This window comes from Pseudomonas ovata, from assembly GCF_003131185.1.
GTDB classification, from domain to species: domain Bacteria; phylum Pseudomonadota; class Gammaproteobacteria; order Pseudomonadales; family Pseudomonadaceae; genus Aquipseudomonas; species Aquipseudomonas ovata.
On the sequence record NZ_QFFU01000007.1, the window covers coordinates 156858 to 178993 of the forward strand.

Below are 22136 nucleotides of genomic sequence, written 5' to 3' on the forward strand. Positions count from 1 at the left end.
GGGGGAGCAATGATCGATCATGGGGTGCTTGACCAGGCACAGGCCATCTGCCAGACGCTCAGGGAAGAGGATGACGGGGTCAGGCGCGAAGTCCTTACGCATGCCGGCAGCCGCTGGTCATTTGGCATCCTGCATGCCTTGGGGGTGTACGGCAAAATGCGCCATGCCGAGATAAAACGGCAGATGACGGGGGTGACCCAGCGCATGTTGACCAAGACGCTACGTGCTCTGGAGCGTGATGGCCTGGTGCTTCGGCAAGAGTTTGGTGAGGTTCCACCGCGCGTGGAGTACGAACTGACACCGCTGGGCATGGAATTGCTGATCCGCATGTCGCCCATCTGGATCTGGGTGGTTGAAAACGTCGAGGACTTCCGTAAGGCGCGTCGCACGTTCGACAGTCAGGAGGACAAAAAACCGGCATGGCAAACGCCAGTGTCATGAACGCCCTCTGTACCTCACCCCACGCAAGGACCTGCCGCCCATGAAGCCATTTCCCGAAGCCCTTCACACGTTCCTGGCCCAGGGCACGGTGGTGGGCGACCTGCTCTTGCCCATGCACTATGCAACGCCTGATCGCTTCGAGGCGTTTCAATCGGGCTTTCGCACCCAAGGCCTGACCGGCGAGAGCCTGGTGTCCGAGGCCGATGGCGGGTGGCATCCGCAATGGTATGTCATTGCCCTGAGCGGGCTGGACGATCCGCTGTTCATTGCCGCAGGCGAGGCCGACAGCGGTTATCCGGTGTACACCGCGCCGCATGGGGCCGGACGCTGGGACGCGCTGCAGATTGCGCCGGACCTGACAACGTTCGGGCGCCTGCTGCAGGCCCTGGCCGAGGTGACAGACGATGACCTTGAATCCGAGCGCCGGGTGCGCACCGCGACCGGTTCTGTGAATGAATACTGGCGCGAGATATTCGACGCACGCGTCGAGCAGGCCGAGCTTGAGGAAGAACTGCCGACTGATGACGTGCCGTGCGACCCGGACGACTTTACGAGCGGCGACTTGATCGTGACCGCCTTGGGCCCTCACAAGCTCAAGGTCGTGCAGCTCGTCAGCCAGTGCCGCGGGCTGGCGTTGAAAGACGCGCTGGCCCTGGTCGAAGCGCCTGAATTTCAGGTGGCCTGTGGCGTGAGGCGCTCACTGCACCACTTGATTGCCAAACTTGAAGCACTGGGCGCAACAGTGGCGTTTCGGCCTGCGCGATCGCCAGGGCGTTGAGGCATGGATGCGCTGCCTCGCCTTATCGCGCATTCAAACGGGTGGCCCACGCCTGTTCCCGCGCCTGCCCGACCAGAAAATCGACGAACGCTCGTGTCTTGGCCGGCAGCAGTTTCTGGCTGGAGAAATACAGCGAGATCTGCCCGGCATCCACAGACCAGTCCGGCAGCACCCTTTGCAGACGGCCGCTTTCAAGGTCCGCCAGCACATCCGGCACCGCCAGCAAGGCCACGCCCAGGCCCAGCCGGGCACACTGGCGCAGGGCTTGCGGGTCGTTGACCAGCAGCCGTGGCGTCAGGTCCAGCGGTCTTTTCTGAGCGTCGGGTCCTTGCAGTATCCAGCTTCTGATTCTGCCGGTCTGCACCGAACGCATGGCCACATGCTCCAGCGTGGCCAGGTCCTCGAAACGACGGACAGGATCTTGTGCCGACAGGTAAGCGGGCGCTGCGACCAGAATCAGATGCGCAGGCGCAATGTCCCGGGCGACAAGGGTGGGCGCCAGCTCGAGGCCGCCGCCGATGGCGGCATCGAAACCCTCGGCAATCAGGTCGACCTGGCGGTTTTCAAACGTCCACTCAAGCGTCACGTCAGGGTAGCGCTGCAAGAACCCGGGCATCAGCGGCAGCAGGAAATCACAGCCAAACCCAGGGGCTGCGGTGAGGCGCAGCACGCCGGCGGGCTGGCCGGCGTGCGTGGCAACGTCCGCAATGGCGGCCTGAACGCTTTCGAGCCCCGAGCCGACATTCGCCAGGAACCGCTCGCCGGCTTCGGTCAGAGTCAGGCGGCGCGTGCTGCGCTGGAACAGACGAACCCCAAGGTTGGCTTCCAGCTGCGCCACGTTACGGCTCACGGCCGCCGGCGTGAGCCCAAGACGACGGGCCGCAGCAGAAAAACTGCCTGATTCGGCACTGCGCACAAAAGACACCAAGTTGCCCATCGTCTCCATTGCACTCACCTTCAAGCATTGATTGAAAGTGATTCTAGTCATTACCCGCTACTGGCGAAAGAATGAAAAGCGTCTCATAGCCTCATCAACTTCACCTACCGAGGCTTCATCATGAATACAGTCAATCTTCCTCTTGCCGGCAAAGTGGCCGTTGTCACCGGTGGTTCGCGCAGCATCGGCGCGGCCATCGCCAAACGCCTGGCCGCCGACGGTGCCACCGTGGCCATTACCTACAACGCCTCGCCTGAACGCGCCGACGCCGTGGTCAACCAGATCGTGGCCGCCGGCGGCCAGGCGCTGGCCCTGGCGGCCGATGCGGGCAATCCGCAGGCGGTGCGTGCGGCCATCGATGAGGTCGCCAACCGGTTTGGCCGCGTCGACATTCTGGTGAACAACGCGGGTATCAGCGTACTGGGCGCCCCCGAAGACATCGCTTTCGAGGACTTCGAATGGATCCTGGCGGTGAACGTGACCGGGGTGTTTGTTGCTACCCAGCAAGCCCTCAGGCACATGGGCCATGGCGGACGCATCATCAATATCGGCAGTTCCATGGTGCAGTACGCGGCCTTCGGCACCGCCTCGGCCTACACCCTCACCAAGGGCGCGCTGACCGGTTTCAGCCGTGGCCTGGTGCGCGACCTGGGACCACGGGGCATCACCGTCAACACCGTGCACCCCGGCCCGACCGACAGCGACATGAACCCGGCCGAGGGTCCGGTGGCCGACTTCGTGCGCCCCAATATCGCCGTGGGCCGCTATGGCGAAGGCCAGGACATCGCCAGCGCCGTGGCCTACCTGGCCAGCCCCGAGGCCGGCTTTGTGACCGGTGCCGAGTTGATGGTCGATGGCGGCTTTACGGCCTGAGCCAGTAGGGGGCGCGCTTGCCGGTATACCGGACCACCGCGACCGAGTGCGCTAGCGCTCGCAAAATCTCGGAAACGCCACAAATTTACGACTGCTGCGCAGCCGGTCGCGGGCAGAGCGCGCTCCTACGGCGGTCAATTCAGATCCAATACCCGGACCACCCCGGTTCGCTAACCTTGCCGCCGCTCGCTGCCAAATCAGCAGGTGCCCAGGACGACAGGATTCTGGAGCAGGGTTTGGCTAGCGTGGCGAATCACCACACAAACGTGATGGGTCATAACTATAAACTTCATACTGACCCTGCATTCCCCACGCGGGTCAGATGCCGTCCGCCATACTGCATCAGCAAAATCGCCGTTTTACAGGACTCAAAATGATCGCAAAGACCGATCGCCTGACGCTTGCAAACCATTGATAGCTTTATCTAAGGCCTAAAATCAAACCGCTTGCTTTTCGAACATCTCAATCATTGCCAGCACCTCCATAATGCTGTCTTGCATATGATTCCCCATCTTGTACTCACGCAACGCCTGCTCGCCGCCATCCGTTACAACCCCCTGTGGACGTTCGACAAACTGGCCGATCAGACGAAAGTGTTCGTCCAGCACCAGTACAAGCGGAATGGCAATCTTCTCCAGGCCCAGTTCAGTCTGCAACGTGTTCTGCGCACGGCCTCTGGACACGATCGCCAGGTCAATCGCGGGCTGCACCTCGCAGAGATAATCGAAGGCGGCCACGTTGATCTGGCAATCCGGGCACCATATTTCGCCGGCGATCAGCAGATGATAGGTGCCTTGAATGGCCGTCAGCCGTTGTTGCGTGGCCGTGGACAGTTCGCCGGGCCGGCGGATCCTGTCGGCGAAGTGCTGCGTGGCGGTCAGTTCGGCCGGCAAGCCTGTCTTGACGAAGCCATCGAATCGCTGGCCTGTGGCGAAGAGTTCTTTGTACGGGACCATGGTTGTTTCCTTGAGAGTGTCTGGCGCCGGGCCTGGAACAGTGGGTCATCAGGGCAGCATTGTGCGCGCCGCTATAAAAAATCGTCGATCAACAGGGCATGTTCGGTGGCGAACGTCGACTCGTACACCGCTTCGTCCCACACGCCGCGCACCAGAAAGGCAGCGGCACTGTACGCGCGGGCCTTGGCAAAAAACACGGGGTGACGGTCATCGCCGCGCTCGGCCAATTCGAAGTAGTGCTCCTCGTGTTCAGCGCACAGGGCCTCGAAGGGTTCAGGCTGATTGCGGGCTAACAATGCACGCATAGTGTCAGGATCGAGGCCGGCCTGCTGCGCGGCCCAGAGCACGATGCGGGTGGCCAGTGACCGGCGCTCCCGTGTATCCAGCGCCTGGAGCAGGCGCTGGATGTCCGGGTAGTTCAAGGCTAAGCGTGAGGTCATTCTGTGCGCTCATCAAACAAGATAACTTACTGATTTTACTGGCTATTGAATTCACCGCTTGTAGGCGCGCGCTCTGCCCGCGATTGAGCGCAAAGCGCTCACAGAAATCTCGGAAACGCTGAAAATCTACGACTGCTGCGCAGCCGGTCGCGGCGGTCCGGCATTCCGGCAAACGCGCTCCTAGCTCAGTGCTGGAGGGGAAATCAACGCCAAAGCTCCACCACCCCGCCTTGGTCGCCCAGCACTGGATCTGTGTGGGGAAATCCCAGCCGGGCGATCTGTTCGATCTGCGCAGGCGTGGCCGGGTCGCGGTTGATATCGCCCTCCTGTCCAGGTGGATAGGCGCCGACCACTTCGAAATCCTCGCTGGCGCCCAGGTTGCAATGCCCGGTGCCTGCCGGCAGCAAGAGCACATCCCCGGCCTTGACCTCGACCACGTGGCCGTTCGGGCCGCCGAGCATCAGCCGCGCATGGCCGGCATGGACGCCGAGCACTTCGTGCCCACGGGTGTGGTAGTGATGGTAATCGAACACCCCGTAGCGCCACTGCGGCGGCCAGCCGTTGGCGGCGAAGATGCGCTCGAATACCGACGCCGGATCGCTGCCGGTCACGCGCATGGCCTCGGGGTAAATCAGTACGGGCAGCGTCGGATGGTTGGGGATACCGCCATTGGCCTTGAACATCAGCGCCTGCACGGCGCGGACAGTCAGTGTCTGTTTCATGATTATTGCTCCTGTCAGGTCAATGCACACCGTCAGCCTTGCCAGGCAAGCGCACGGTCTTCGTAGTCGAAGACGTCATAGGCCGGCACTCGCCCATTGAGCAGGACCGGCACCGTCAGGCTGCTGCGGTCGCCGTATTCCGGGGGGTACACCATCCACTCGACTTCGTAGTACCACCATCCCCTGTCAGAGTCGTGGGTCTTTTTCAGGGCGCAGGCATGAAATTCAGGTTCGGCATAAGGATAATCCTTGAGCATGTCGAGCACGACGAGCCTGGACGTCTCGATGGCCGCGCGCGGCGACAGCGGCGGAAAATCCTCAGTCTCGAGCCAGGCCGGCGTCTGGGGAATATCATCAGGGCCGACCGAGAACCTGAACACGAGTGTCTCCACGTAATAGGCATAGACCTTCAGCATTGCAGCCTCCGTTCAAATCAGATGCGACAGTCAAACTTAATGCGTGCAGGATAAAACCGGCGGCACCGGTGTCCTAGTGCCACGATTCAATACATCCCCCTGCCCCTGGAGAGATTGCGGCATGATGCCTTCCGGAAAATCGCGACTGACCCGCTGGGTCGGCATCTCTTCGATCCTCGTCCTGATCGCTGGCAGTTTCATGGCGCTGTATGTGCTGATGATAAGCGCCTCCTTGCCCATCAATATCTCGGGCCCCCTGGTGCTTGGCGTGCTGTGGCTGACCAACCTGGTGTCGGCGCTGGTCACCGCGATCTACGGTTTTTTCCGCCGCTGGCCGCGCTGGCTGGTGGTTGCCCTTGTGGTACAGGTCGCGGCGGTGGTGGTTCCGCTGGTGATCTTGATCATCATGAGTTTTAGCAACTGACTACCCCGACCCACGGCGAATGAATAACGCTGCACGACCAAGGAAGCAAGACACATGAAGTGCGCAGGCGTATGGAAGTATGCGTTATGGGTGGCCGCATTCGGCTCGAGCGGCTTGAGTCACGCCGTCTCGTTGCCACAAGACTGGGCGATCCTGCCAGGTCCTGACGAAACCGTTGAGCAAGGGCTGCCCGCCGCCCTGCAATCGCCGGAACTGGCCAAAAGCGGACAGCGGCTGGCCGAGGTGGAAATGCTCGTGGCCCTGCCCTACGCCCAGGTGCTGCCGGTGGTGGTCTCGGCCCTGGCAGCGGTCGGCCCCCTGGAGGAGCAGACTGGTGTGAGCCCGCTGTCGGAGCTGGATGAAGGCTGGGGCGATGTACTGTTTGCACGGCGACCGGACCTGGTGCACCAACTGGTGAGCAAAACCGACCTGCCCAGGCTGCAGCAGGACGTACGCGACGGCGCCCTGGCCGAAGCGGAAATTCCCGGGCGCCTGGCCAGCATCGAACGCACACTGCGCTTTCAACCCGGCAGTGCGCGTACGGCGGCACTGACCGAGCCGTACCGGTATTGGTACGGCAATGCCGAACGCACCTACGGTGCGACGGGCGGCAGCAGCAGCCGGGTCATTGTGCGGGTCATGCAGCTCGATGCCGTGATGGGTCATCCGGCCACGGCGGTGTACCTGACACGCAAGGACGAGTTTGCCAACCCCAAGGCAAGCTTCACCCATCAGGTGCGCGAGCTGGCCAACCTCAATATTTTCAGCCCTGGCCAACCCAAGCGCCTGCACCGCAGCAGCGTGCCCGAGGCGGTGTTCAGTCCCGTTTATACGGCACTGAATACGCTGCCCGGCGCCAACTTGCAGCTCGGGCTCGATGCCGGGCAATGGCAGCCACCGGCAGCGCCACGCCGTCTGGTCACAGAGCCAAAACTGACCCTGCCCGACCCGCAGGCCAGGACGCTGCAGGCGCAAGCACTGCTGATTACCAAAAACCCCGACGACATGCTCGTACTGGCCGATGGCAGCGCCCTGCTGGTGCGCAGCTATCCGCGTGCGCTGCTGCACTGGGCGCCGGACGATGGTCAGGAACCGCGTGTGATCTGGACGCCGAACGACACGGTGATCCAATGGCACATGGCGCGTGATGAGCGCGGCCAATCGGCCTACATGGTGGCCGACGGGCAGGTGCTGCACTTCGACGCCGCCACCCGGCGGCTGGCCAGGCACCCGATCGTGTTCGACAAACCGGAGCTGCTCAAAAACGTTGATTATTTCCCCGACGGCAAGGGCGTGCCCCTGGCCTACCGCCACGATGTCAGGAACCGTCGCGACACCCTGTCGATCTGGCAGCCCGGTGCACAACCGGCCGCCGATGGCGCACCCTGGCAATACGCGCTACGCCTGGCTTCACTGCGCCAGGACGTGATGCGTCATTCCATGCGCACCAATACGCAGATCAAGCCGGTGCGCTGGGACGGCGTGCAAGCCAATCAGTGGATCGAAGACAGCGACGGGCTGGCCGAACTCGATAGCCGCACTGGCCGGGTCTTGCGTGCCGTGCGCTTGCCGCGCCGCTTCGGTGAGGTCGACCCCAGCGATGACACCGGCATGGCGCAATGGACGCCGCCGCCGTTCGGCTCGGTCAAGGGCGGCTGGATTGCGGTCGGCTTTGTGTTGATGGACGGCAAACGCCGCAACCCCGGCCTGCATGTGGTCGACGTCGCCAGCGGCAAGGTGCGCTATTCGCTGACCCTGCCTGACCAGGACTCGCTCAAGACGGCGGCAGGCTCGCCCAACGGGCGCCTGCTGGCCCTGGGCACCGGCGCAAACAATAAAGCCATCGTGGTCTGGAACCTGGAAAACGGTCGGTCACTGACGCTGCAAGCCGATGCTTCCGGCTGCAAGGACCTGGCGCAGCTGCAATGGAGCCCGTCCGGCGAACGCCTCTGGGGGCGTTGCTCGAACGGACTGCTGGCCTGGGATATACCGACCACCTGGTGAATACAAGCGGCGCGAGTTCGCGCCGCCTTTTGTGCCTAAGGCTTGAACTCCCAGTACTGACCACCCGGTGCCGTGACCACCTGAAGATTGAACCGGTCAGCCGCCTTGGCGCCCTTGAACAGGTAATACATGTCGGCCACTACGGACAGCTTGTCGCCATAATAAGAATGACCGATAAAGTCGGTGCTCAAGGCGCTGGCATCAATCAGCTCGACCCCGGAATAAATCACCACAGGCTTGCGAAACATGCCCGCTCGCGCCGCCCCGTGAAACACTTGCGAAAGCGCCAGCGCCTTGTCGTTGGCAGAGACATAAAGGGTCACGGGAGCGCCTTGCCTGCGCAACTCGGGGACGATCTTGTCAGCAAACTCACCGGCATCGATATCAGGCGCTGCCAGCACGACTTCCTGCAGTTTTGCCGCCAGGTCAGGCGACTCCGAGTACAGCCGTAACAAGGCCTGGGTCAACGCCCGATTGCCCATGCTGTGCGCCACGATATAGACCTTCTTGACGCCAGGATTTTCGAGGTGATCTTTCAGAAAGTCATACACGGCCGGATAGGACTGGGCGATGGCGCTTTCATCCGCCCGGTACTGGCTTTCACTGCCCGACGAGGGCCAACTGAACAACAGCGGCGCACCCTTGAACTGCAGGTCATACGCCAATTGCGCTGTACGTTTTACCGAGTCCTCGAAGCTCACGTTGTAGCCGTGTATGAATATCAGCGAAGCTCCGCGCTCTCCCAGCCGCAGTGCCAGCGACTGGTTGAATTGTTCGCGGTCAAGGCGCCGCCCGTTCTTGATCATCACGTGATCGTCGGGGTTGGATTTCATCCAGTCAAAGAAAGGCGACTCGATGATCCCGACCCTGTGATCAGGCGGAAACGAAACCCGACACTTGCCGTACGACAAGGCTTCGACGCTGCTTCGTGCGCCTGAAAACCGACAATCCCCGGCCAGCGCCTGGCGGTTGGTGCCGTAAAACACATCGACTTCATTGGTGGCGGGCGCGGTGTCCCCTGAAGCCTCGACGGGGTCAGTGATGACAGGCGGCAGCGGGCTTGGCACAGCCGGAGACTGCGAACTCGGCGCACAGCCTGCAAGCATTAAAAAGACGGACAATAACAACAGCGTGCACTTCATAGACCCACTTCCCTTTCAGGTATATCGAACAGCGCGAGATGACGGTGAACACCGAAAACCGGTGCACCAGGCATGATGACAAGGTAAACCGCATGCCATGAAAACAGACATCGATACGGCTCAGGTAAACAAGATTGGGTGGTTCCTCTCGTTACCCTGGAGCTTGAGCACGGCATCGTATCGTTATGTCAGCCGATGACAAAGGGTGAATGCATGGCCTGTTCCAGATGTAAAACCAATATCTGCCCGCCCTCTGCAACTTCACCTCCAGCGGCCCCTCTAACCCCCACCCATTAAACCTTGACCCCGTTCCCCCTGCGCAGGATGCCCCATGTCGTCTCAACCGGACTCCACCCTCCCCGCAACCACCCTTACCGAAACACCCGCCTTGCTCGCCGAAGCCTTCGAGCAGGCGCAACAGGCCGAGCGCGCCTTGAAGCAGCGCAGCCAGAAGCTGACCAAGCGCTTCATGATCGCCCAGGCGATCTTTTGCGGTTACTGGATGCTCAAGTGGATCTGGCAGGGGCACTACATTGGCGGGCCGATCTATGCGGTGTTGATCTGGTGTTTTTCATGGGTGCTCTACGCGCCGATGCCGCTGCTATGGCGCTCGCAGCAGAAGGCAGTGAATCGGGCCTGGCAGCAGGTCGACGAGGCGCGGATGGAATCGGGCCGGGTGTTCCTGGAAGAACAGGCGCTGGGGCCGTATCGCTGGATCTGTCGCAACGGCCGCATGCTCGGCGTGTTTCCCGACAGCCAGGTGCTCTATGCGCTGGTGCCGGAACTGGGCAATCGCCACGCCCTGATGGCGGCGCCGCAGGTGGTCAAGCAGGTGGTGGTCAATGAACAGGTGATCTCCAGCAGCACCACGCACACCACCACCGAGCATGACCGGCGCAATGTCTATGGCGTCAACGGCCATTTCGGTGTGCTGGGTCGGGGCAAGTCACGCTCCACCTCGACCACGACCAACACCACGGCGCACACCTTCACCCTGGGGGTGCAGTTACAGGGTGCCAACTATGAGCCCTACTGGATTCAACTGCCCTTTGGCGCGGACTGGCAGGAAGCGCGCAACTGGCAGTTGCTGATCGAGCAGACGGCCGGGCGCTGAAAGCCCGTCTTTGCAGCCACTCAGTGACGCTGCAGGTCGAACATGAAACGGGCGCTTCCGGTCTCCTGGCCCATGGTGTTGAGCATCGGCGGCCGATGGTACTTGTCCAGCAATTGCCGTTGCTGTGCGGTGCCGATAGCCAGGCGTTCAAGGATCTCGCAGACGAGCCGGTAAAGCACTTGGGTGTTGCCGTCCTCGACCTTGACCGACAGGCCGATCGCGCCTGATGCGCCCAGGCGCCGGGTCTGCGCCGAGGCCCGTACGCCCAGTCCGTAGCAGGCATCAGCCCCTGTCTTGCCGACGACATTGCCCTCGAAGGCGCGCATCAGGTCCGTGCAGTAACGCCCTTCGCCGGCCACCATTTCAGGGTACGTGGTCATGGCCCGGTAAATCCGCGTCAGCGCCTGGCCGCGTGCTGACAAAGGCTCGCCCTTGTGCGCCGCGTCAGCGCTTTGTGCAAGCCTGGCGTAGATCAGCCCCAGCTTGTCGAGCGCGAAGGCGGGCGTGGGCAGGTTGCAGCCATCGACGGCCCATTCCACGGCTTCCACCGGCAGCTCGCAGACATCGGCCATCACACGCCTGACATGCGCCTGCAGCGGATGGACCGGTTCGTTGTAACCCGAGAAAGACTCGCCCAACGCCAGTGCAGCCGCCAGCATGCCGGCGTGCTTGCCAGAGCAATTGCTGCAACAGGCCGTGGGGATGAAGTCGCGTTTGATCCAGGCCCGATTGACGGTGTCCGAAACAGCCGGGTGACCCCCACAACGCAGATCCGACTCATCGGCACCGACCTTGCGCAGCATGGCCCAGGCCCGTTCGATATGGCGTGGCTCACTGCTGTGTGAAGCGCACATCAAGGCCAGGTCCGCCTCGTCGAAGCCGAACCGCTCAAGGGCACCGGTTTCAATCACTGCCAGGGCCTGTGCCGGCTTGGCGGCTGAACGCGCCAGCGTCATCCGCTGCGGATCACCAAAGCTGTAAAGCAGGCGCCCTGCTTCATCTACCACGGCCACATGGGCACGATGCACATTTTCCACGCAATGCCCGCGATAGGTCACCAGTGCCACGTTATTGGCTTGCATCGCTTTGCTCTCATCAAATACAAAATAGCTTGTTGATTTTATTGAGCAGGACACGCCCGTTGAACCCTGTTTGAGTTTAGAAGCATTGATCCCTGGCGCAGAGGTCAGGCCATAAAAATCTGTATGGCGCGGGATGCACGGTCAATACGGCAAGTACCAGGGCTACCCTGTCTTACACGCTGGGTATAAAGCGTTCAGGCACTCGGTAACGTTACCGCACCTGCGTGTACAAACGTCGTAACGCAAGCGTATCGTTTACCTCTCTCCAGCCCTGAGGGACATGAGTATGCCAATGGACACCGCCTTGGCGTTTGCAATCGAGACCGCCGAAAAGGAGTACCTGCGTACGCGTGTAGAGAACCTGACGCACATCGCCGGCAATCCTTATGGCGCCTGGGTATTTGCCAGCGGCGGGCTGGAAGGCTTTCATGTCCAGGCCAGCCCCAGCCCGATGCTCAACCGGGTCTACGCCAGCAGCGAGGCAGACGTCGAAGCCCTTGTGGATCGGCTTGTCCGGTCAAGCGCACAGTCAACCGTGACGCCCCTCACAGGTGCACCCAAGTCACTGGCACCCTGTTGCCTGATGGCAGGCCGTCAACTGGAGCGTTTGAAAGGCTGGACGCACTTGCAGCTTGTCTCACCGATCGAACAGGCGGTGGTCAATGCGCACAACGTCGACATTGAACACGCCACGGGGCCGGACCTGACGGCCTTTACGGCGCTGCATGCCAGCGGCTTTCATACCCGGCCTGCCCTGCTGGCCGTCAATCAGGCATCGTTTACCGGCAAAGGGCCCGGCGGCGCCCTGAAAATACTCGTGATCAAGGAGGCCGGAGAGGTCGTGGCGGGCGCGGCACTGTACCTGGCCAGCAACGGCGTGGCCTACCTGGGCACGGCGGTCACTCATAAGCAGGCGCAGGGTCGTGGCTATCATTCGGCCCTGATCGCTCATCGCATAGCGCTGGCCCGGGAGCGGGGAAGCGACTGGGTCGCCGCCACCGCCCTGGCCGGTTCCCGCAGTCGACGCAACCTGCAACGCGCCGGACTGAAGGTTTCCCATGAGCAGGGTCTTTATCGATTGAAGGACCTTTGACATAAGTGTGTTTTACCCGGCATGCCTGCGACGGACAGATGCCGGGAAACACTTGAATCCAGAACCCCCTCAAGACAATGAACATGATCAAGCCAAGCAATGACTTCAGCGGCGCCCTCAGCACCTTCGCGTATTTCATGGCCAGTGGCAGCCACTACATGCTCAAGGGCGTGGAGTACCTCGACCTGTACGGCAATGAGCCGAGCGCCATCGAGATGGTCTTTGCGATTTTCGCCAACGTCATCGAGATGGATGACCAGGGTAACGTGCTCAACTTCACCTACGCGCAGAAACGCGCGACTGACTACCTCAGGTCATACTGCGACCCCTCATTCGAGGTGACGCCGCCGCTCGAAGACTGGGAAACCGAGCTTTACGGGCCGCCTTCGAGCGACCGCTGAGCGACGTGCCTGGCCGGCTGGATGGATCGACAGCCTGTCAAGACAGGCTGTCATCTACCCAAAAGAAGCGCCTCAGATCGGCCTGTCGACCACCCGCGCATTCCACAGCGTCTTGTACTGCTTGCGCCAGCCCGGGCTGTCCCGGTCCAGCCACGTCAAGGTGGCCTCGATGCTGTCAGGGGTCATCATGAAGGTATTGATGTGGTCCTCCACCCGCTCTTCGGACAGGTGCAGCGCCTCCAGGTATTCATTGAAGGACTCGGCCAGCACCACGAACTCATCGCCTTGCTGGCGCCGACCGGTCCAGGCCGGCAGGCCGGCAACCATGGCCGCAACGTCGGTACGACCGTCACGCAGGTCCAGCAGCAGGAAGCTTGCGCCACCATCGCGGCCGATCGGCAGCAGACCGGCCTCGGGGAAGTCGGGATCCAGGCGCAGTTGCTCCAGCTCGTAGGGGTTGAATTCGTAGCCTTCGCCCGGCACCAGTCCGAACAGCGAGAAGCTCAGCACCTCTTCATCTTCGTTGGCCATGACCGCGACCACGTCGTATTCCAGCGTGGCGCCGTTGCAGGTCTTGAGAAACTGCCGGTAGTCGTCCGGCAGGCGTGCGCCGAGCGTGGCTTCCAGTTGCGCGATGTCCGCGTCGCTGGCCGCGGGGCGAGCGTCCTCAAACGTCAATCCACGGTATTCGATCATTGTGGCCTCGCAACAGTGCCGGACGGGATTGGGGTGGGTGAAGTCTGGAGCATTCGTTAGTCCTTCAACGTCATGGGCGCGGGCTTGCGTTTTGGGTCAGACCGTCGTGCGGCACGTTTGTTTACGGTGGGAGGGTGTTTTAAACCCCGATACCGTTTACTCAAGACATAAAGAGCCCTGCGGTAAAGACGAAGATACAGGCCCTGCGTTGCCGCTTTTGCGCTTCAAGCCGACGTCACAGGCTGAGCGAGACGCGCGTCTGTCGTAGCTAAAGACTTTTCAGCACCGCCGCCACAATCGCCTCCGGGCAATCTTCCTGGACCAGGTGACCGGCGTTGTCGATGAGGATGCACTCACGGTCGCTGATCAGCCGGGCCAGCGCCTGGCCCTTGGCGTAGGGAATCCACTGGTCATTGCGACCCCACAACACGGTGACCGGACAATCGAGCCGGCCATACAGCGCCTCGATTTCATCGGTATGGCTCTGGTCCATCTGCGCAATCTGCCGGTAGAAGGCCGGTTGCCCTACCGCTCCGAGCCAGGGCGCACTGTAGATGTCCAGCGCCTGGGCCGACAACGGCTGGTGCGCAGCCGTCTGCAAGTAGGCGTGCAGGAGCGCACGGTGCATGTAGTCGGGCATACCGGCAAAGGCTTGCTCGTGCAGGCGCACATGCTGGACAAACGGCGAGCCCCAGGGCGCCAGCGCCACGGCATCGAAGATCGTCAGCGAGGCATAGCGCAGCCCGTTCAGGTAATAACCGCGCAGTGCGGTGGCGCCGCCGAAGTCATGGGCCAGGACATCGGGACGCTCAAGGCCCCAGGCCTTGAACAGCGCGGTCAGCACACGGTTCTGCACCGCCAGCGAGACGTCCTGGCCAGCGCGTTGTTCGGACTGGCCGTAACCGACCAGGTCGAAATAGTAGACCGTGCGCCGGTCGGCCAGCAGCGGCACGATCCGGCGCCAGACCTGGGATGAAAACGGTGTGCCGTGGATCGCCACCAGCGCCGGTCCCTGGCCCATCTTGCCCCAGCGTACGGCGCTGCCTTCGACCATCAGGGTGTTCGGTAAATCAAGCATGAGGCCTTCTCCATATTGTCATTTAGCTAAATGACGATATGATGCCAGGCATGAACCGATCAAGACAAATCACCGCCATGGCCAGCGAGCAACGCTTGAAGATCCTTCAGTTGCTGGCGCAACCGCAGGTCCACTTCAATCAGCAATGGTCAGCGGACCCGGTGGCATTCGGCGTGTGCATGACGCTGATTGCCGAAGCGCTCGACATCGCCCAGCCCACGGCCAGCCGGCACCTGGCGATCCTCAAGGACGCCGGGTTTCTGACCGTGAAAAAACACCTGAAGTGGTCATATTGCACACGCGACGAGGCGGCTATCAGCGAGTACCTGCAGTGGCTGGGCGAGCATCTGGCGGTGCAGGTGCGAGGCCGTTAGCTGACCCATCCAGGTCATTGTGTGAGGGGGCTCTGGTGCCATGCCGGACCACCACGACCGCGTGCGAAGCGCTCGCAGACACCTGCGAAACGCCACACATTTACGACTGCTACGCAGCCGATCGCCGGCAAGCCGCCTCCCACAGGTCCAGTGTTTGCTGCGCAACAGCGATCCGCCTTGGCTCATACCGTAGGAGCGACCAACGGTCGCGAGTGCAATCTGCCAGCCACTGATACATTGAATGTGCGACCCCATTCGCGACCGCGTGCGAAGCGCTCGCAGACATCTGCGAAACGCCGCACATTTACGACTGCTACGCAGCCGGTCGCCGGCAAGCCGCCTCCCACAGGTCCAGTGTGTGCTGCGCAACAGCGATCCGCCTTGACAGGGTGCCAAGGCGACAGATTATCCCTGCTAATCCGATAGGTAACCTCGATACGGACATTTCCTGAAAATAAACCTTGCGAGCTAAATATAAGCGAGCTAAATTGTTAGCCGCATATTTAGCGCGCAAGTATTTACTACGCATTAATTCAATCAAGGAAATGACCATGAACATCTTTGGCAAAACACTCGCAGGCTCCCTGCTCGCCCTGTCGATGGGTCACGCGTTCGCCGCCGACAGCGGTGTCGAGCACACGACCCAGGCATTCCTCGACGCCTTGAACGCCGGGGGCGGCAAGCCTATCGAGCAGCTTTCGCCAAAAGAGGCACGCGCCGTGCTGACCGGTGCCCAGGCGGGGGTCAAGCTGACCTTGCCCAAGGCCAACATCAGCGAAAAGACCATTTCGGTCGATGGTCAGGACATCAGCCTGACCATCGTGCGGCCCGCTGGCGCCAGGGGCACCCTGCCAGTGTTCATGTATTTCCACGGTGGCGGCTGGGTGCTGGGGGATTTCCCGACCCACGAGCGGCTGGTGCGCGACCTGGTCGAGGGCTCCGGCGCGGTGGCCGTGTTCGTCAATTACACGCCCTCGCCCGAGGCGCACTACCCGACCGCGATCAACCAGGCGTATGCCGCGACCCGCTGGGTGGCCGAGCATGGCCAGGACATCGGCGTGGACGGCAAGCGTCTGGCGGTGGCGGGCAACAGTGTCGGTGGCAACATGGCGGCAGTGGTCAGCCTGATGGCCAAGGACAAGGGGACCCCGGCCATCAAGTACCAGGTGTTGCTATGGCCGGTCACCGATGCCAGTTTCGAGACCGGCTCGTATGAGCAATTTGCCGAAGGCCATTTCCTGACCCGCAACATGATGAAGTGGTTCTGGGACAACTACACCACCGACCCCAAGCAGCGCGCCGAGGTCTATGCCTCACCACTGCGGGCCTCGGTAGAGCAGTTGAAAGGCCTGCCACCGGCCCTGGTGCAGACCGCCAGCGCCGACGTGCTGCGTGACGAAGGCGAGGCCTATGCGCGCAAGCTGGACCAGGCCGGCGTACCGGTCACTTCGGTGCGCTACAACGGCATGATTCACGACTACGGCCTGCTGAACGTGGTCAGCCAGGTGCCGGCCGTGCGTTCGGCCATGCTGCAGGCCTCGCAGGAACTCAAGGTTCACTTGCAGTAATCGACACGCCCGTGTACCAAAGCCCCAAGCCTGAACCGGGCTTTGGTACATCAATCACATAAAGGCGAACGTGCCTGCGCAGCCTGAGTAAAACCGCTCACCCTGCTCTATCTGCCCGCCTATACTCCGCCGTCGCCCTGCGCCGGGGCCTTGGTGCCTGAGAGCATTGGCTATGCATGGTACTGGCCCATAACAGCCGGATCATGCTGTTCGAGTGATACCGGCGGTGTTGTTCAGCGCTGATCCTGCGTGCCCTCGCCGGCCGTGTCGATGCTGATCACCACCGACATTCCCGGGCGCAAGCGCCTGGCCAGTTCCTGTCCGGCGTCCACGCTGATACGCACCGGGATGCGCTGGGCGATCTTGACGAAGTTGCCGGTGGCGTTATCGGCCGGCAGCAGGCTGAACTCGGAGCCGGTGGCCGGCGAGATGCGCTCGACCCGGCCGGTCAGTTTCTGGTGGTTCAGCGCGTCCACGGTAAAACTCACCGGCTGGCCCAGCCGCACGTGGGCCATCTGGGTTTCCTTCATGTTGGCGATCACCCACAGTGTGTCGGGCACCAGAGCCATCAGTTGCGCCCCGGAATTGACATAGGCGCCCAAACGCACGCCAATCTGCCCCAGTTGCCCGTCGCGCGGTGCAGTGATGCGGGTATTGTCCAGGTCGATGCGCGCCAGTTCCACGGCCGCCTGGGCGTTGGCGACCTGCGCAGTCAGCGAGTCGCGGTTGACGATCACGGTCTGCAAGTCTTCTTTGGCGATCTGCACGGCGGCGCGCGCTTCGGCAATGGCGGCCCGGGCCTGCGCATCGGCGGCGCGGGCGACATCCAGTTCGCTGCGTGACACCGAGCCGTCGGTGACCAGCGCCTGGCTGCGCTTGAGGTCGGCGGCGGCTTTCTGGCCTTGGGCAAGGCTGCTTTGCAGGCTGGCTTCGCGCTGGACGATGGTGGCCTGGGCGCTGCGCCGTTGCTGCAGGTTATTGGCCAGCGCCGCCTCCTGCACCCCGACCTGGGCCTGGGCCTGTTCCAGGCGCTGGCGGTAGATGCGGTCATCCAGGCGCACCAGCAGGTCGCCGGCCTTGACGTGCTGGAAGTCCTGCACGGTCACCTCATGCACATAGCCGCTCAGCTGCGGGCCGATCAGGGTGGTCTGGCCGTGCACCTGGGCATTTTCGGTGCTCTGTATCGGGCTGGTGAACGGCGGCAGTTGCCAGGCATACAACACGATCAGGATGCCGCCCAGCGCGATCAGGGCGAACACGGTGGTGGATAGCACCCGGGCGCGGGTCGAGCGCGGCCGGCTGGTGGGTGGCGAGGTCAACGGCGCCGGCGGCGGACTGCCGGACGGAGTCGTCGCCGAGGCCGGAGTGGATGCAGGTGAGTCGTTGCGGGTGATGTCGTTCATGAAGTTTGCGCACTACTTGAAGGTACGGGGGCCGCCGACAGCGGCGCGACAGGTCGGGTGGTCATTTTCAGCCAGAGCACGCGCACGGTGATCCACAGCATGGTCAGGACCGCGATCAGGGCGATGAGCATGAACACATCGTTGTAGGCCAGCACATTGGCCTCGCGGGTGGCGGTGCTCGACAGTGCGCGTATCGCCTGGGCATTGCGCGCCGCCGGGTCGGCAATCACTCCGGCATAGCTGGCTGCGCTGCCTTGCAGACGGGCCTGCACCAAGGGATCGAACAAGGTCAGGTGCTCGACCAATTGGCTGGAATGGAATTTCTCGCGCACCACCTGGAACGTGCCCAGCGCTGCCGAGCCGATCAGGCCGCCCAGGTTCTGGGTGATCCCGAACAGCACCGAAAAGCTGACCATGTTGCGCGGATTGGCCAATACGCCGCTGATGCCCATCACCAGCGTCGGCCCCAGGAAGAAGGTGCCACCGAAGGCCAGCAGGAACTGGCTGAGGTACATGTTTTCCGGGCGCGTCTGGTAGGTCGAACCGCTGTCCATCCACGCCCCGACCGCCATCATCGCCAGTGAAATCAGCAACGGCTTGACCAGGTGCGCAGGGTTGATGGTCAGGGCGCTGACCGCAAGGCCGGCAATGCTGCCGGCCAGCATCACCAGGTACAGGCCGTGCAGTTGTTCACTGCCCAGGTTCAGGGTCTGGAAAAAGCCCACCGCCCCGACCGATTGTTCCGACAGCACCACGCGAAACAGCACCACCGCCAGGCCCAGGCGCAGGATCGCGCCACTGCCCAGCCAGCGGGTGATCAACAGCGGGTTGCGGCGGTTATGCTCGATGGCCAGGCCCGCGCAGATCAGCGCGATGGATGCTGCCGACGCCAGGCCGATCCAGGGTGCTTCCAGCCACCACTCGATGCGCCCCAGCGACAGCACCGCGCACAGCAGCGCCACGCCACTGGCCAGCAGGCCGAAGGTCAGGAAATCCAGTTTCTCGAAAGCCTTGAAGCGATCGCCCGGCGGCAGCTTGAGCATCAGCACGCAACCCAGCGACAGCATGGCCATGCCCAGCTCGAACAGGTATAGGCCGCGCCATTCGGCAATCTGCAACAGGTCTTCGGAAATCAGCCGGGCCATGGGTGTGGCCAGTTGCGCGGTGCCCAGGCCCAGCACCAGGGCCTTGAGCCGCCACTTCTGCGGGAAGGCCTGGATCATGTAGTACAGCCCCAGCGTACTCAGCGCCGCACCGACCATGCCGTGGGCGGCGCGCACGGCAATCGCCGAATCGATGTCATTGACGAACAGGTGCGCCAGGGTCACCAGCGCGTACAGCACCAGGAACAGTTCGGTGAAGGCCCGCAGGCCGTACTGCTGACGGAACTTCACCAGCAGCAGGTTCATCGAAACGTTGGTCATGATGTAGGCGGCCGGCAACCAGGCAATGTCCTGCGAGGTCGCGCCCAGCGCGCCTTGCAGGTACGGCAGGTTGGCGACCACCAGGGCATTGCCCAGCCCGCCGGTCAGCGCCACGATCACGCCCACCAGCGCATAGGCCCAGCGTTTGTGCGTGGGGTGCAAGGGTGTTGAAGGCGAGCCCGGCATGGTCGGGCGCTCGTGGGGCTGCCACTGGCGGGGCGCGTATTTGTCTTTCATGGGCAGGCTTTGTACCAGCAGACCGTGTGGATTCAGGGGTGTGACATTGGCAAGGGCCGGAATACTCAGCCACGCGGGCAAAAACCCGGCACTGAACGCAGTTAAGCCTGACCGGGTGTAAAGCACCAGAGGGTGTCCGGACTTACAGCTATGCTGTGGCTACCCGCTTTAGAAGGCGGCGCGCCCTTCCCGGCTGAAGCGGGTAGCCGCCCGGCCGGTCCTGCAGTCCGGCATCGTAAAACAAACAGAACAAGGAGTTCGTCATGAGTTCACCGGCTTCACCCTCGCGCACTGCGGCGCAGGCCAGCGAGAAATCCGTGTTGATCGATGTGCGCAACCATATCGGCCACCTGGTGCTCAATCGCCCCGCCGGGCTCAACGCCCTGGACCTGCAGATGGTCCGCACGCTGAAGCTGCAGCTCCAGGCCTGGGCCGAGGATGACGACGTGTATGCCGTGGTGCTGCGCGGCGCCGGTGACAAGGCGTTCTGTGCCGGTGGTGACATTCGCGCCCTGTACGACAGCTACACCGGTGGTCATGACCTGCACTTGCGGTTTTTCGAAGAAGAGTACGCGCTGGACCTGGCCATCCATGACTACCGCAAGCCGATAATGGCGCTGATGGACCGGCTGGTGCTTGGCGGTGGCCTGGGGCTGGTGCACAGCGCCGACCTGCGGGTGGTGACCGAGCGCAGTTCACTGGGCATGCCCGAGGTGGCCATCGGTTATTTTCCCGATGTCGGCGCCAGCTATTTCCTGCCGCGCCTGCCCGGTGAGCTGGGCCTGTACCTGGGGATTACCGGCGCCCGCATCGGCGCGGCCGACGCGTTGTATTGCGGGCTGGCCGACTGGCACATGCCCAGCCAGTCGCTGGGGCGCCTGGACCACATGCTCGATCACCTGAAATGGAAATCCACCCCGCTCAAGGACTTGCAGGCGGTCATGGCCCGCCTGGGCAGCCAGCGCTTGCCCGACCCACCGTTGCAGAGGCTGCGGCCGGCCATCGATCATTTTTTCGCCCTGCCCGACATCGCCAGCATCATCGAGCAATTGCAGCAGGTCAGCGTGGCCGACAGCCGGCAATGGGCGCTGGACACGGCCAGAATCATGCAGGGCCGCTCGCCACTGGCCATGGCCGTGACCCTGGAACTGCTGCGCCGGGGTCGACAATTGTCCTTGCAGGAGTGTTTTGCGCTGGAGCTGAGCCTGGACCGCCAGTGGTTCGAACATGGCGACCTGATCGAGGGTGTGCGCGCGCTGATCATCGACAAGGACAAGCAACCGCGCTGGCAGCCGGCCACGGTGCAGGCGCTCAAGGATGAAGATGTGCGGCGTTTTTTCACCGAGTCGGAGAACTGATCATGCATGACCTCGAACTGAGTCAAGAACAGGTGATGATCCGTGACATGGCCCGGGACTTTGCCCGCCATGAAATCGCCCCGCACGCCCGGGCCTGGGAGCAGGCCGGGTGGATCGACGATGAACTGGTGGCGCGCATGGGTGACCTGGGGCTGCTGGGCATGATCGTGCCGGAACAGTGGGGCGGCAGTTATATCGATTACGTGGCCTACGCCCTGGCGGTGGAGGAAATCTCCGCCGCCGATGCGGCCACCGGCACCTTGATGAGCGTGCACAGCTCGGTGGGCTGCGGGCCGATCCTCAATTACGGCAATGACGAGCAGAAAAACACCTGGCTGGCACGGCTGGCCAGCGGCAAGGCCATCGGCTGCTTTTGCCTGACCGAACCGCAGGCCGGCTCCGAGGCGCATAACCTGCGCACCCGGGCCGAAGCGGACGGTGATCACTGGGTGCTCAACGGTGCCAAGCAGTTCGTCAGCAATGGCCAGCGGGCGCAGCTGGCGATTGTCTTTGCAGTGACCGATCCGGCACTGGGCAAGAAGGGCCTGTCGGCGTTCCTGGTGCCCACCGATACGCCAGGATTCAATGTCGAGCGGCGCGAGCACAAGATGGGCATTCGCGCCTCGGACACCTGCGCCATCAGCCTGACCGATTGCCGCATCCCGGCGTCCAGCCTGCTGGGCGAACGCGGCAAGGGCCTGGCCATTGCCTTGTCCAACCTGGAAGGCGGGCGCATCGGCATTGCCGCCCAGGCCCTTGGCATTGCCCGCGCGGCGTTCGAGGCGGCGCTGGTGTATGCCCGCGAGCGGGTGCAGTTCGGCAAGCCGATCATCGAGCACCCCAGCGTGGCCAACCTGCTGGCCGACATGCACACGCGCATCAATGCCAGCCGGCTACTGGTACTGCATGCTGCCCGCCTGCGCAGCGCCGCCCTGCCCTGCTTGTCAGAAGCCTCGCAAGCCAAACTGTTTGCCTCGGAGATGGCCGAGCAGGTGTGCTCCAGTGCGATGCAGGTCCACGGTGGCTATGGCTACCTGGAGGATTACCCGGTGGAGCGTTATTACCGCGATGCGCGCATCACCCAGATCTACGAAGGCACCAGCGAAATCCAGCGCCTGCTGATTGCCCGGGAGCTGCGCCATTACCTGGCGTAGCCACCGAGCGCGCAGCCGATA

At 62.6% G+C, this 22136-nt stretch carries 23 protein-coding genes; 12 read left to right on the forward strand and 11 right to left on the reverse strand.

Annotated features, from left to right (window positions below):
- The first annotated feature begins 9 nt into the window (after positions 1–9).
- Together DGA31_RS12395 and DGA31_RS12400 are read left to right on the forward strand one after the other, a co-directional pair.
- Positions 10–441 carry a winged helix-turn-helix transcriptional regulator gene (locus DGA31_RS12395; RefSeq protein WP_056840348.1) on the forward strand — a complete coding sequence of 144 codons (432 nt, stop codon included), beginning with the start codon at positions 10–12 and terminating at the stop codon, positions 439–441.
- Between the two features lie 40 nt (positions 442–481).
- Positions 482–1219 carry a ribosomal protein L7/L12 gene (locus DGA31_RS12400; protein WP_109512735.1) on the forward strand — a complete coding sequence of 246 codons (738 nt, stop codon included), beginning with the start codon at positions 482–484 and terminating at the stop codon, positions 1217–1219.
- Between the two features lie 22 nt (positions 1220–1241).
- On the opposite strand, the gene DGA31_RS12405 is transcribed toward DGA31_RS12400, so the two are convergent.
- Positions 1242–2165, reverse strand: coding sequence for a LysR family transcriptional regulator (locus DGA31_RS12405; RefSeq protein ID WP_109512736.1), 924 nt, complete (start codon positions 2163–2165; stop codon positions 1242–1244).
- A 111-nt stretch (positions 2166–2276) separates the two neighbouring features.
- Here DGA31_RS12405 and DGA31_RS12410 point away from each other — a divergent pair, with 111 nt between their 5' ends.
- Entirely contained in the window at positions 2277–3029 is a 753-nt protein-coding gene (locus DGA31_RS12410; protein ID WP_109512737.1) for a 3-oxoacyl-ACP reductase family protein, read from the forward strand.
- A 437-nt stretch (positions 3030–3466) separates the two neighbouring features.
- Here DGA31_RS12410 and DGA31_RS12415 read toward each other — a convergent pair whose 3' ends face one another.
- The 4 genes from DGA31_RS12415 to DGA31_RS12430 form a co-directional block, all read right to left on the reverse strand.
- Positions 3467–3985: a thioredoxin family protein gene (locus tag DGA31_RS12415; protein ID WP_109512738.1), complete on the reverse strand. Its 519-nt coding sequence runs from the start codon at positions 3983–3985 to the stop codon at positions 3467–3469.
- A 71-nt stretch (positions 3986–4056) separates the two neighbouring features.
- Positions 4057–4425, reverse strand: coding sequence for a hypothetical protein (locus tag DGA31_RS12420; RefSeq protein ID WP_109512739.1), 369 nt, complete (start codon positions 4423–4425; stop codon positions 4057–4059).
- A 203-nt stretch (positions 4426–4628) separates the two neighbouring features.
- Positions 4629–5147 (reverse strand): cupin, encoded by a 519-nt coding sequence (locus DGA31_RS12425; RefSeq protein ID WP_109512740.1) that lies wholly within the window; start codon positions 5145–5147, stop codon positions 4629–4631.
- A 32-nt stretch (positions 5148–5179) separates the two neighbouring features.
- On the reverse strand, positions 5180–5563 hold the full coding sequence (locus tag DGA31_RS12430; RefSeq protein ID WP_109512741.1) for a hypothetical protein: 384 nt from the start codon (positions 5561–5563) through the stop codon (positions 5180–5182).
- A 121-nt stretch (positions 5564–5684) separates the two neighbouring features.
- Here DGA31_RS12430 and DGA31_RS12435 point away from each other — a divergent pair, with 121 nt between their 5' ends.
- The gene (locus DGA31_RS12435; protein ID WP_109512742.1) at positions 5685–5987 is read left to right on the forward strand and encodes a hypothetical protein; all 303 of its coding nucleotides are present in this window, start codon (positions 5685–5687) and stop codon (positions 5985–5987) included.
- Between the two features lie 54 nt (positions 5988–6041).
- Complete coding sequence (locus DGA31_RS12440; protein ID WP_109512743.1) at positions 6042–7991, forward strand: WD40 repeat domain-containing protein; 1950 nt, start codon at positions 6042–6044, stop codon at positions 7989–7991.
- Positions 7992–8026: 35 nt separating this feature from the next.
- On the opposite strand, the gene DGA31_RS12445 is transcribed toward DGA31_RS12440, so the two are convergent.
- Positions 8027–8977, reverse strand: coding sequence for an alpha/beta hydrolase (locus tag DGA31_RS12445; protein WP_161959183.1), 951 nt, complete (start codon positions 8975–8977; stop codon positions 8027–8029).
- 487 nt (positions 8978–9464) lie between these two features.
- On the opposite strand from DGA31_RS12445, the gene DGA31_RS12450 reads away from it, so the two are divergent.
- Complete coding sequence (locus DGA31_RS12450; RefSeq protein ID WP_109512745.1) at positions 9465–10247, forward strand: hypothetical protein; 783 nt, start codon at positions 9465–9467, stop codon at positions 10245–10247.
- Positions 10248–10267: 20 nt separating this feature from the next.
- Here DGA31_RS12450 and DGA31_RS12455 read toward each other — a convergent pair whose 3' ends face one another.
- Positions 10268–11329, reverse strand: a complete 1062-nt coding sequence (locus DGA31_RS12455) for an asparaginase (protein WP_109512746.1) — start codon at positions 11327–11329, stop codon at positions 10268–10270.
- A 292-nt stretch (positions 11330–11621) separates the two neighbouring features.
- On the opposite strand from DGA31_RS12455, the gene DGA31_RS12460 reads away from it, so the two are divergent.
- Positions 11622–12422, forward strand: coding sequence for a GNAT family N-acetyltransferase (locus DGA31_RS12460; protein ID WP_109512747.1), 801 nt, complete (start codon positions 11622–11624; stop codon positions 12420–12422).
- Positions 12423–12505: 83 nt separating this feature from the next.
- Positions 12506–12823 (forward strand): DUF7677 family protein, encoded by a 318-nt coding sequence (locus tag DGA31_RS12465; RefSeq protein ID WP_109512819.1) that lies wholly within the window; start codon positions 12506–12508, stop codon positions 12821–12823.
- A 72-nt stretch (positions 12824–12895) separates the two neighbouring features.
- On the opposite strand, the gene DGA31_RS12470 is transcribed toward DGA31_RS12465, so the two are convergent.
- Positions 12896–13519 carry an SMI1/KNR4 family protein gene (locus tag DGA31_RS12470; RefSeq protein WP_056840362.1) on the reverse strand — a complete coding sequence of 208 codons (624 nt, stop codon included), beginning with the start codon at positions 13517–13519 and terminating at the stop codon, positions 12896–12898.
- Between the two features lie 268 nt (positions 13520–13787).
- Entirely contained in the window at positions 13788–14597 is an 810-nt protein-coding gene (locus tag DGA31_RS12475; protein WP_109512748.1) for an alpha/beta fold hydrolase, read from the reverse strand.
- A 50-nt stretch (positions 14598–14647) separates the two neighbouring features.
- On the opposite strand from DGA31_RS12475, the gene DGA31_RS12480 reads away from it, so the two are divergent.
- Together DGA31_RS12480 and DGA31_RS12485 are read left to right on the forward strand one after the other, a co-directional pair.
- Positions 14648–14971: an ArsR/SmtB family transcription factor gene (locus DGA31_RS12480; protein WP_082481751.1), complete on the forward strand. Its 324-nt coding sequence runs from the start codon at positions 14648–14650 to the stop codon at positions 14969–14971.
- Positions 14972–15522: 551 nt separating this feature from the next.
- Positions 15523–16539, forward strand: a complete 1017-nt coding sequence (locus DGA31_RS12485; protein WP_109512749.1) for an alpha/beta hydrolase — start codon at positions 15523–15525, stop codon at positions 16537–16539.
- Between the two features lie 233 nt (positions 16540–16772).
- Here DGA31_RS12485 and DGA31_RS12490 read toward each other — a convergent pair whose 3' ends face one another.
- Both DGA31_RS12490 and DGA31_RS12495 read right to left on the reverse strand, forming a co-directional pair.
- Positions 16773–17942, reverse strand: a complete 1170-nt coding sequence (locus tag DGA31_RS12490; protein ID WP_109512750.1) for an HlyD family secretion protein — start codon at positions 17940–17942, stop codon at positions 16773–16775.
- A complete protein-coding gene (locus DGA31_RS12495; RefSeq protein WP_109512820.1) occupies positions 17939–19603 on the reverse strand; it encodes an MFS transporter in 1665 nt (554 codons plus the stop codon). Before DGA31_RS12495 ends, DGA31_RS12490 begins: the two co-directional genes overlap by 4 nt.
- Positions 19604–19866: 263 nt before the next feature.
- On the opposite strand from DGA31_RS12495, the gene DGA31_RS12500 reads away from it, so the two are divergent.
- Positions 19867–20961, forward strand: a complete 1095-nt coding sequence (locus DGA31_RS12500; protein ID WP_109512751.1) for an enoyl-CoA hydratase/isomerase family protein — start codon at positions 19867–19869, stop codon at positions 20959–20961.
- A gap of 2 nt (positions 20962–20963) precedes the next feature.
- Complete coding sequence (locus tag DGA31_RS12505; protein WP_109512752.1) at positions 20964–22115, forward strand: acyl-CoA dehydrogenase family protein; 1152 nt, start codon at positions 20964–20966, stop codon at positions 22113–22115.
- Positions 22116–22136 lie beyond the last annotated feature (21 nt).

Coding starts and splice junctions, on each gene's coding strand:
- DGA31_RS12395 (WP_056840348.1), top strand. CDS start 10: ATGATCGATCATGGGGTGCTTGACCAGGCACAGGCCATCTGCCAGACG.
- DGA31_RS12400 (WP_109512735.1), top strand. CDS start 482: ATGAAGCCATTTCCCGAAGCCCTTCACACGTTCCTGGCCCAGGGCACG.
- DGA31_RS12405 (WP_109512736.1), bottom strand. CDS start 2,165: ATGGAGACGATGGGCAACTTGGTGTCTTTTGTGCGCAGTGCCGAATCA.
- DGA31_RS12410 (WP_109512737.1), top strand. CDS start 2,277: ATGAATACAGTCAATCTTCCTCTTGCCGGCAAAGTGGCCGTTGTCACC.
- DGA31_RS12415 (WP_109512738.1), bottom strand. CDS start 3,985: ATGGTCCCGTACAAAGAACTCTTCGCCACAGGCCAGCGATTCGATGGC.
- DGA31_RS12420 (WP_109512739.1), bottom strand. CDS start 4,425: ATGACCTCACGCTTAGCCTTGAACTACCCGGACATCCAGCGCCTGCTC.
- DGA31_RS12425 (WP_109512740.1), bottom strand. CDS start 5,147: ATGAAACAGACACTGACTGTCCGCGCCGTGCAGGCGCTGATGTTCAAG.
- DGA31_RS12430 (WP_109512741.1), bottom strand. CDS start 5,563: ATGCTGAAGGTCTATGCCTATTACGTGGAGACACTCGTGTTCAGGTTC.
- DGA31_RS12435 (WP_109512742.1), top strand. CDS start 5,685: ATGATGCCTTCCGGAAAATCGCGACTGACCCGCTGGGTCGGCATCTCT.
- DGA31_RS12440 (WP_109512743.1), top strand. CDS start 6,042: ATGAAGTGCGCAGGCGTATGGAAGTATGCGTTATGGGTGGCCGCATTC.
- DGA31_RS12450 (WP_109512745.1), top strand. CDS start 9,465: ATGTCGTCTCAACCGGACTCCACCCTCCCCGCAACCACCCTTACCGAA.
- DGA31_RS12455 (WP_109512746.1), bottom strand. CDS start 11,329: ATGCAAGCCAATAACGTGGCACTGGTGACCTATCGCGGGCATTGCGTG.
- DGA31_RS12460 (WP_109512747.1), top strand. CDS start 11,622: ATGGACACCGCCTTGGCGTTTGCAATCGAGACCGCCGAAAAGGAGTAC.
- DGA31_RS12465 (WP_109512819.1), top strand. CDS start 12,506: ATGATCAAGCCAAGCAATGACTTCAGCGGCGCCCTCAGCACCTTCGCG.
- DGA31_RS12470 (WP_056840362.1), bottom strand. CDS start 13,519: ATGATCGAATACCGTGGATTGACGTTTGAGGACGCTCGCCCCGCGGCC.
- DGA31_RS12475 (WP_109512748.1), bottom strand. CDS start 14,597: ATGCTTGATTTACCGAACACCCTGATGGTCGAAGGCAGCGCCGTACGC.
- DGA31_RS12480 (WP_082481751.1), top strand. CDS start 14,648: ATGAACCGATCAAGACAAATCACCGCCATGGCCAGCGAGCAACGCTTG.
- DGA31_RS12485 (WP_109512749.1), top strand. CDS start 15,523: ATGAACATCTTTGGCAAAACACTCGCAGGCTCCCTGCTCGCCCTGTCG.
- DGA31_RS12490 (WP_109512750.1), bottom strand. CDS start 17,942: ATGAACGACATCACCCGCAACGACTCACCTGCATCCACTCCGGCCTCG.
- DGA31_RS12495 (WP_109512820.1), bottom strand. CDS start 19,603: ATGAAAGACAAATACGCGCCCCGCCAGTGGCAGCCCCACGAGCGCCCG.
- DGA31_RS12500 (WP_109512751.1), top strand. CDS start 19,867: ATGAGTTCACCGGCTTCACCCTCGCGCACTGCGGCGCAGGCCAGCGAG.
- DGA31_RS12505 (WP_109512752.1), top strand. CDS start 20,964: ATGCATGACCTCGAACTGAGTCAAGAACAGGTGATGATCCGTGACATG.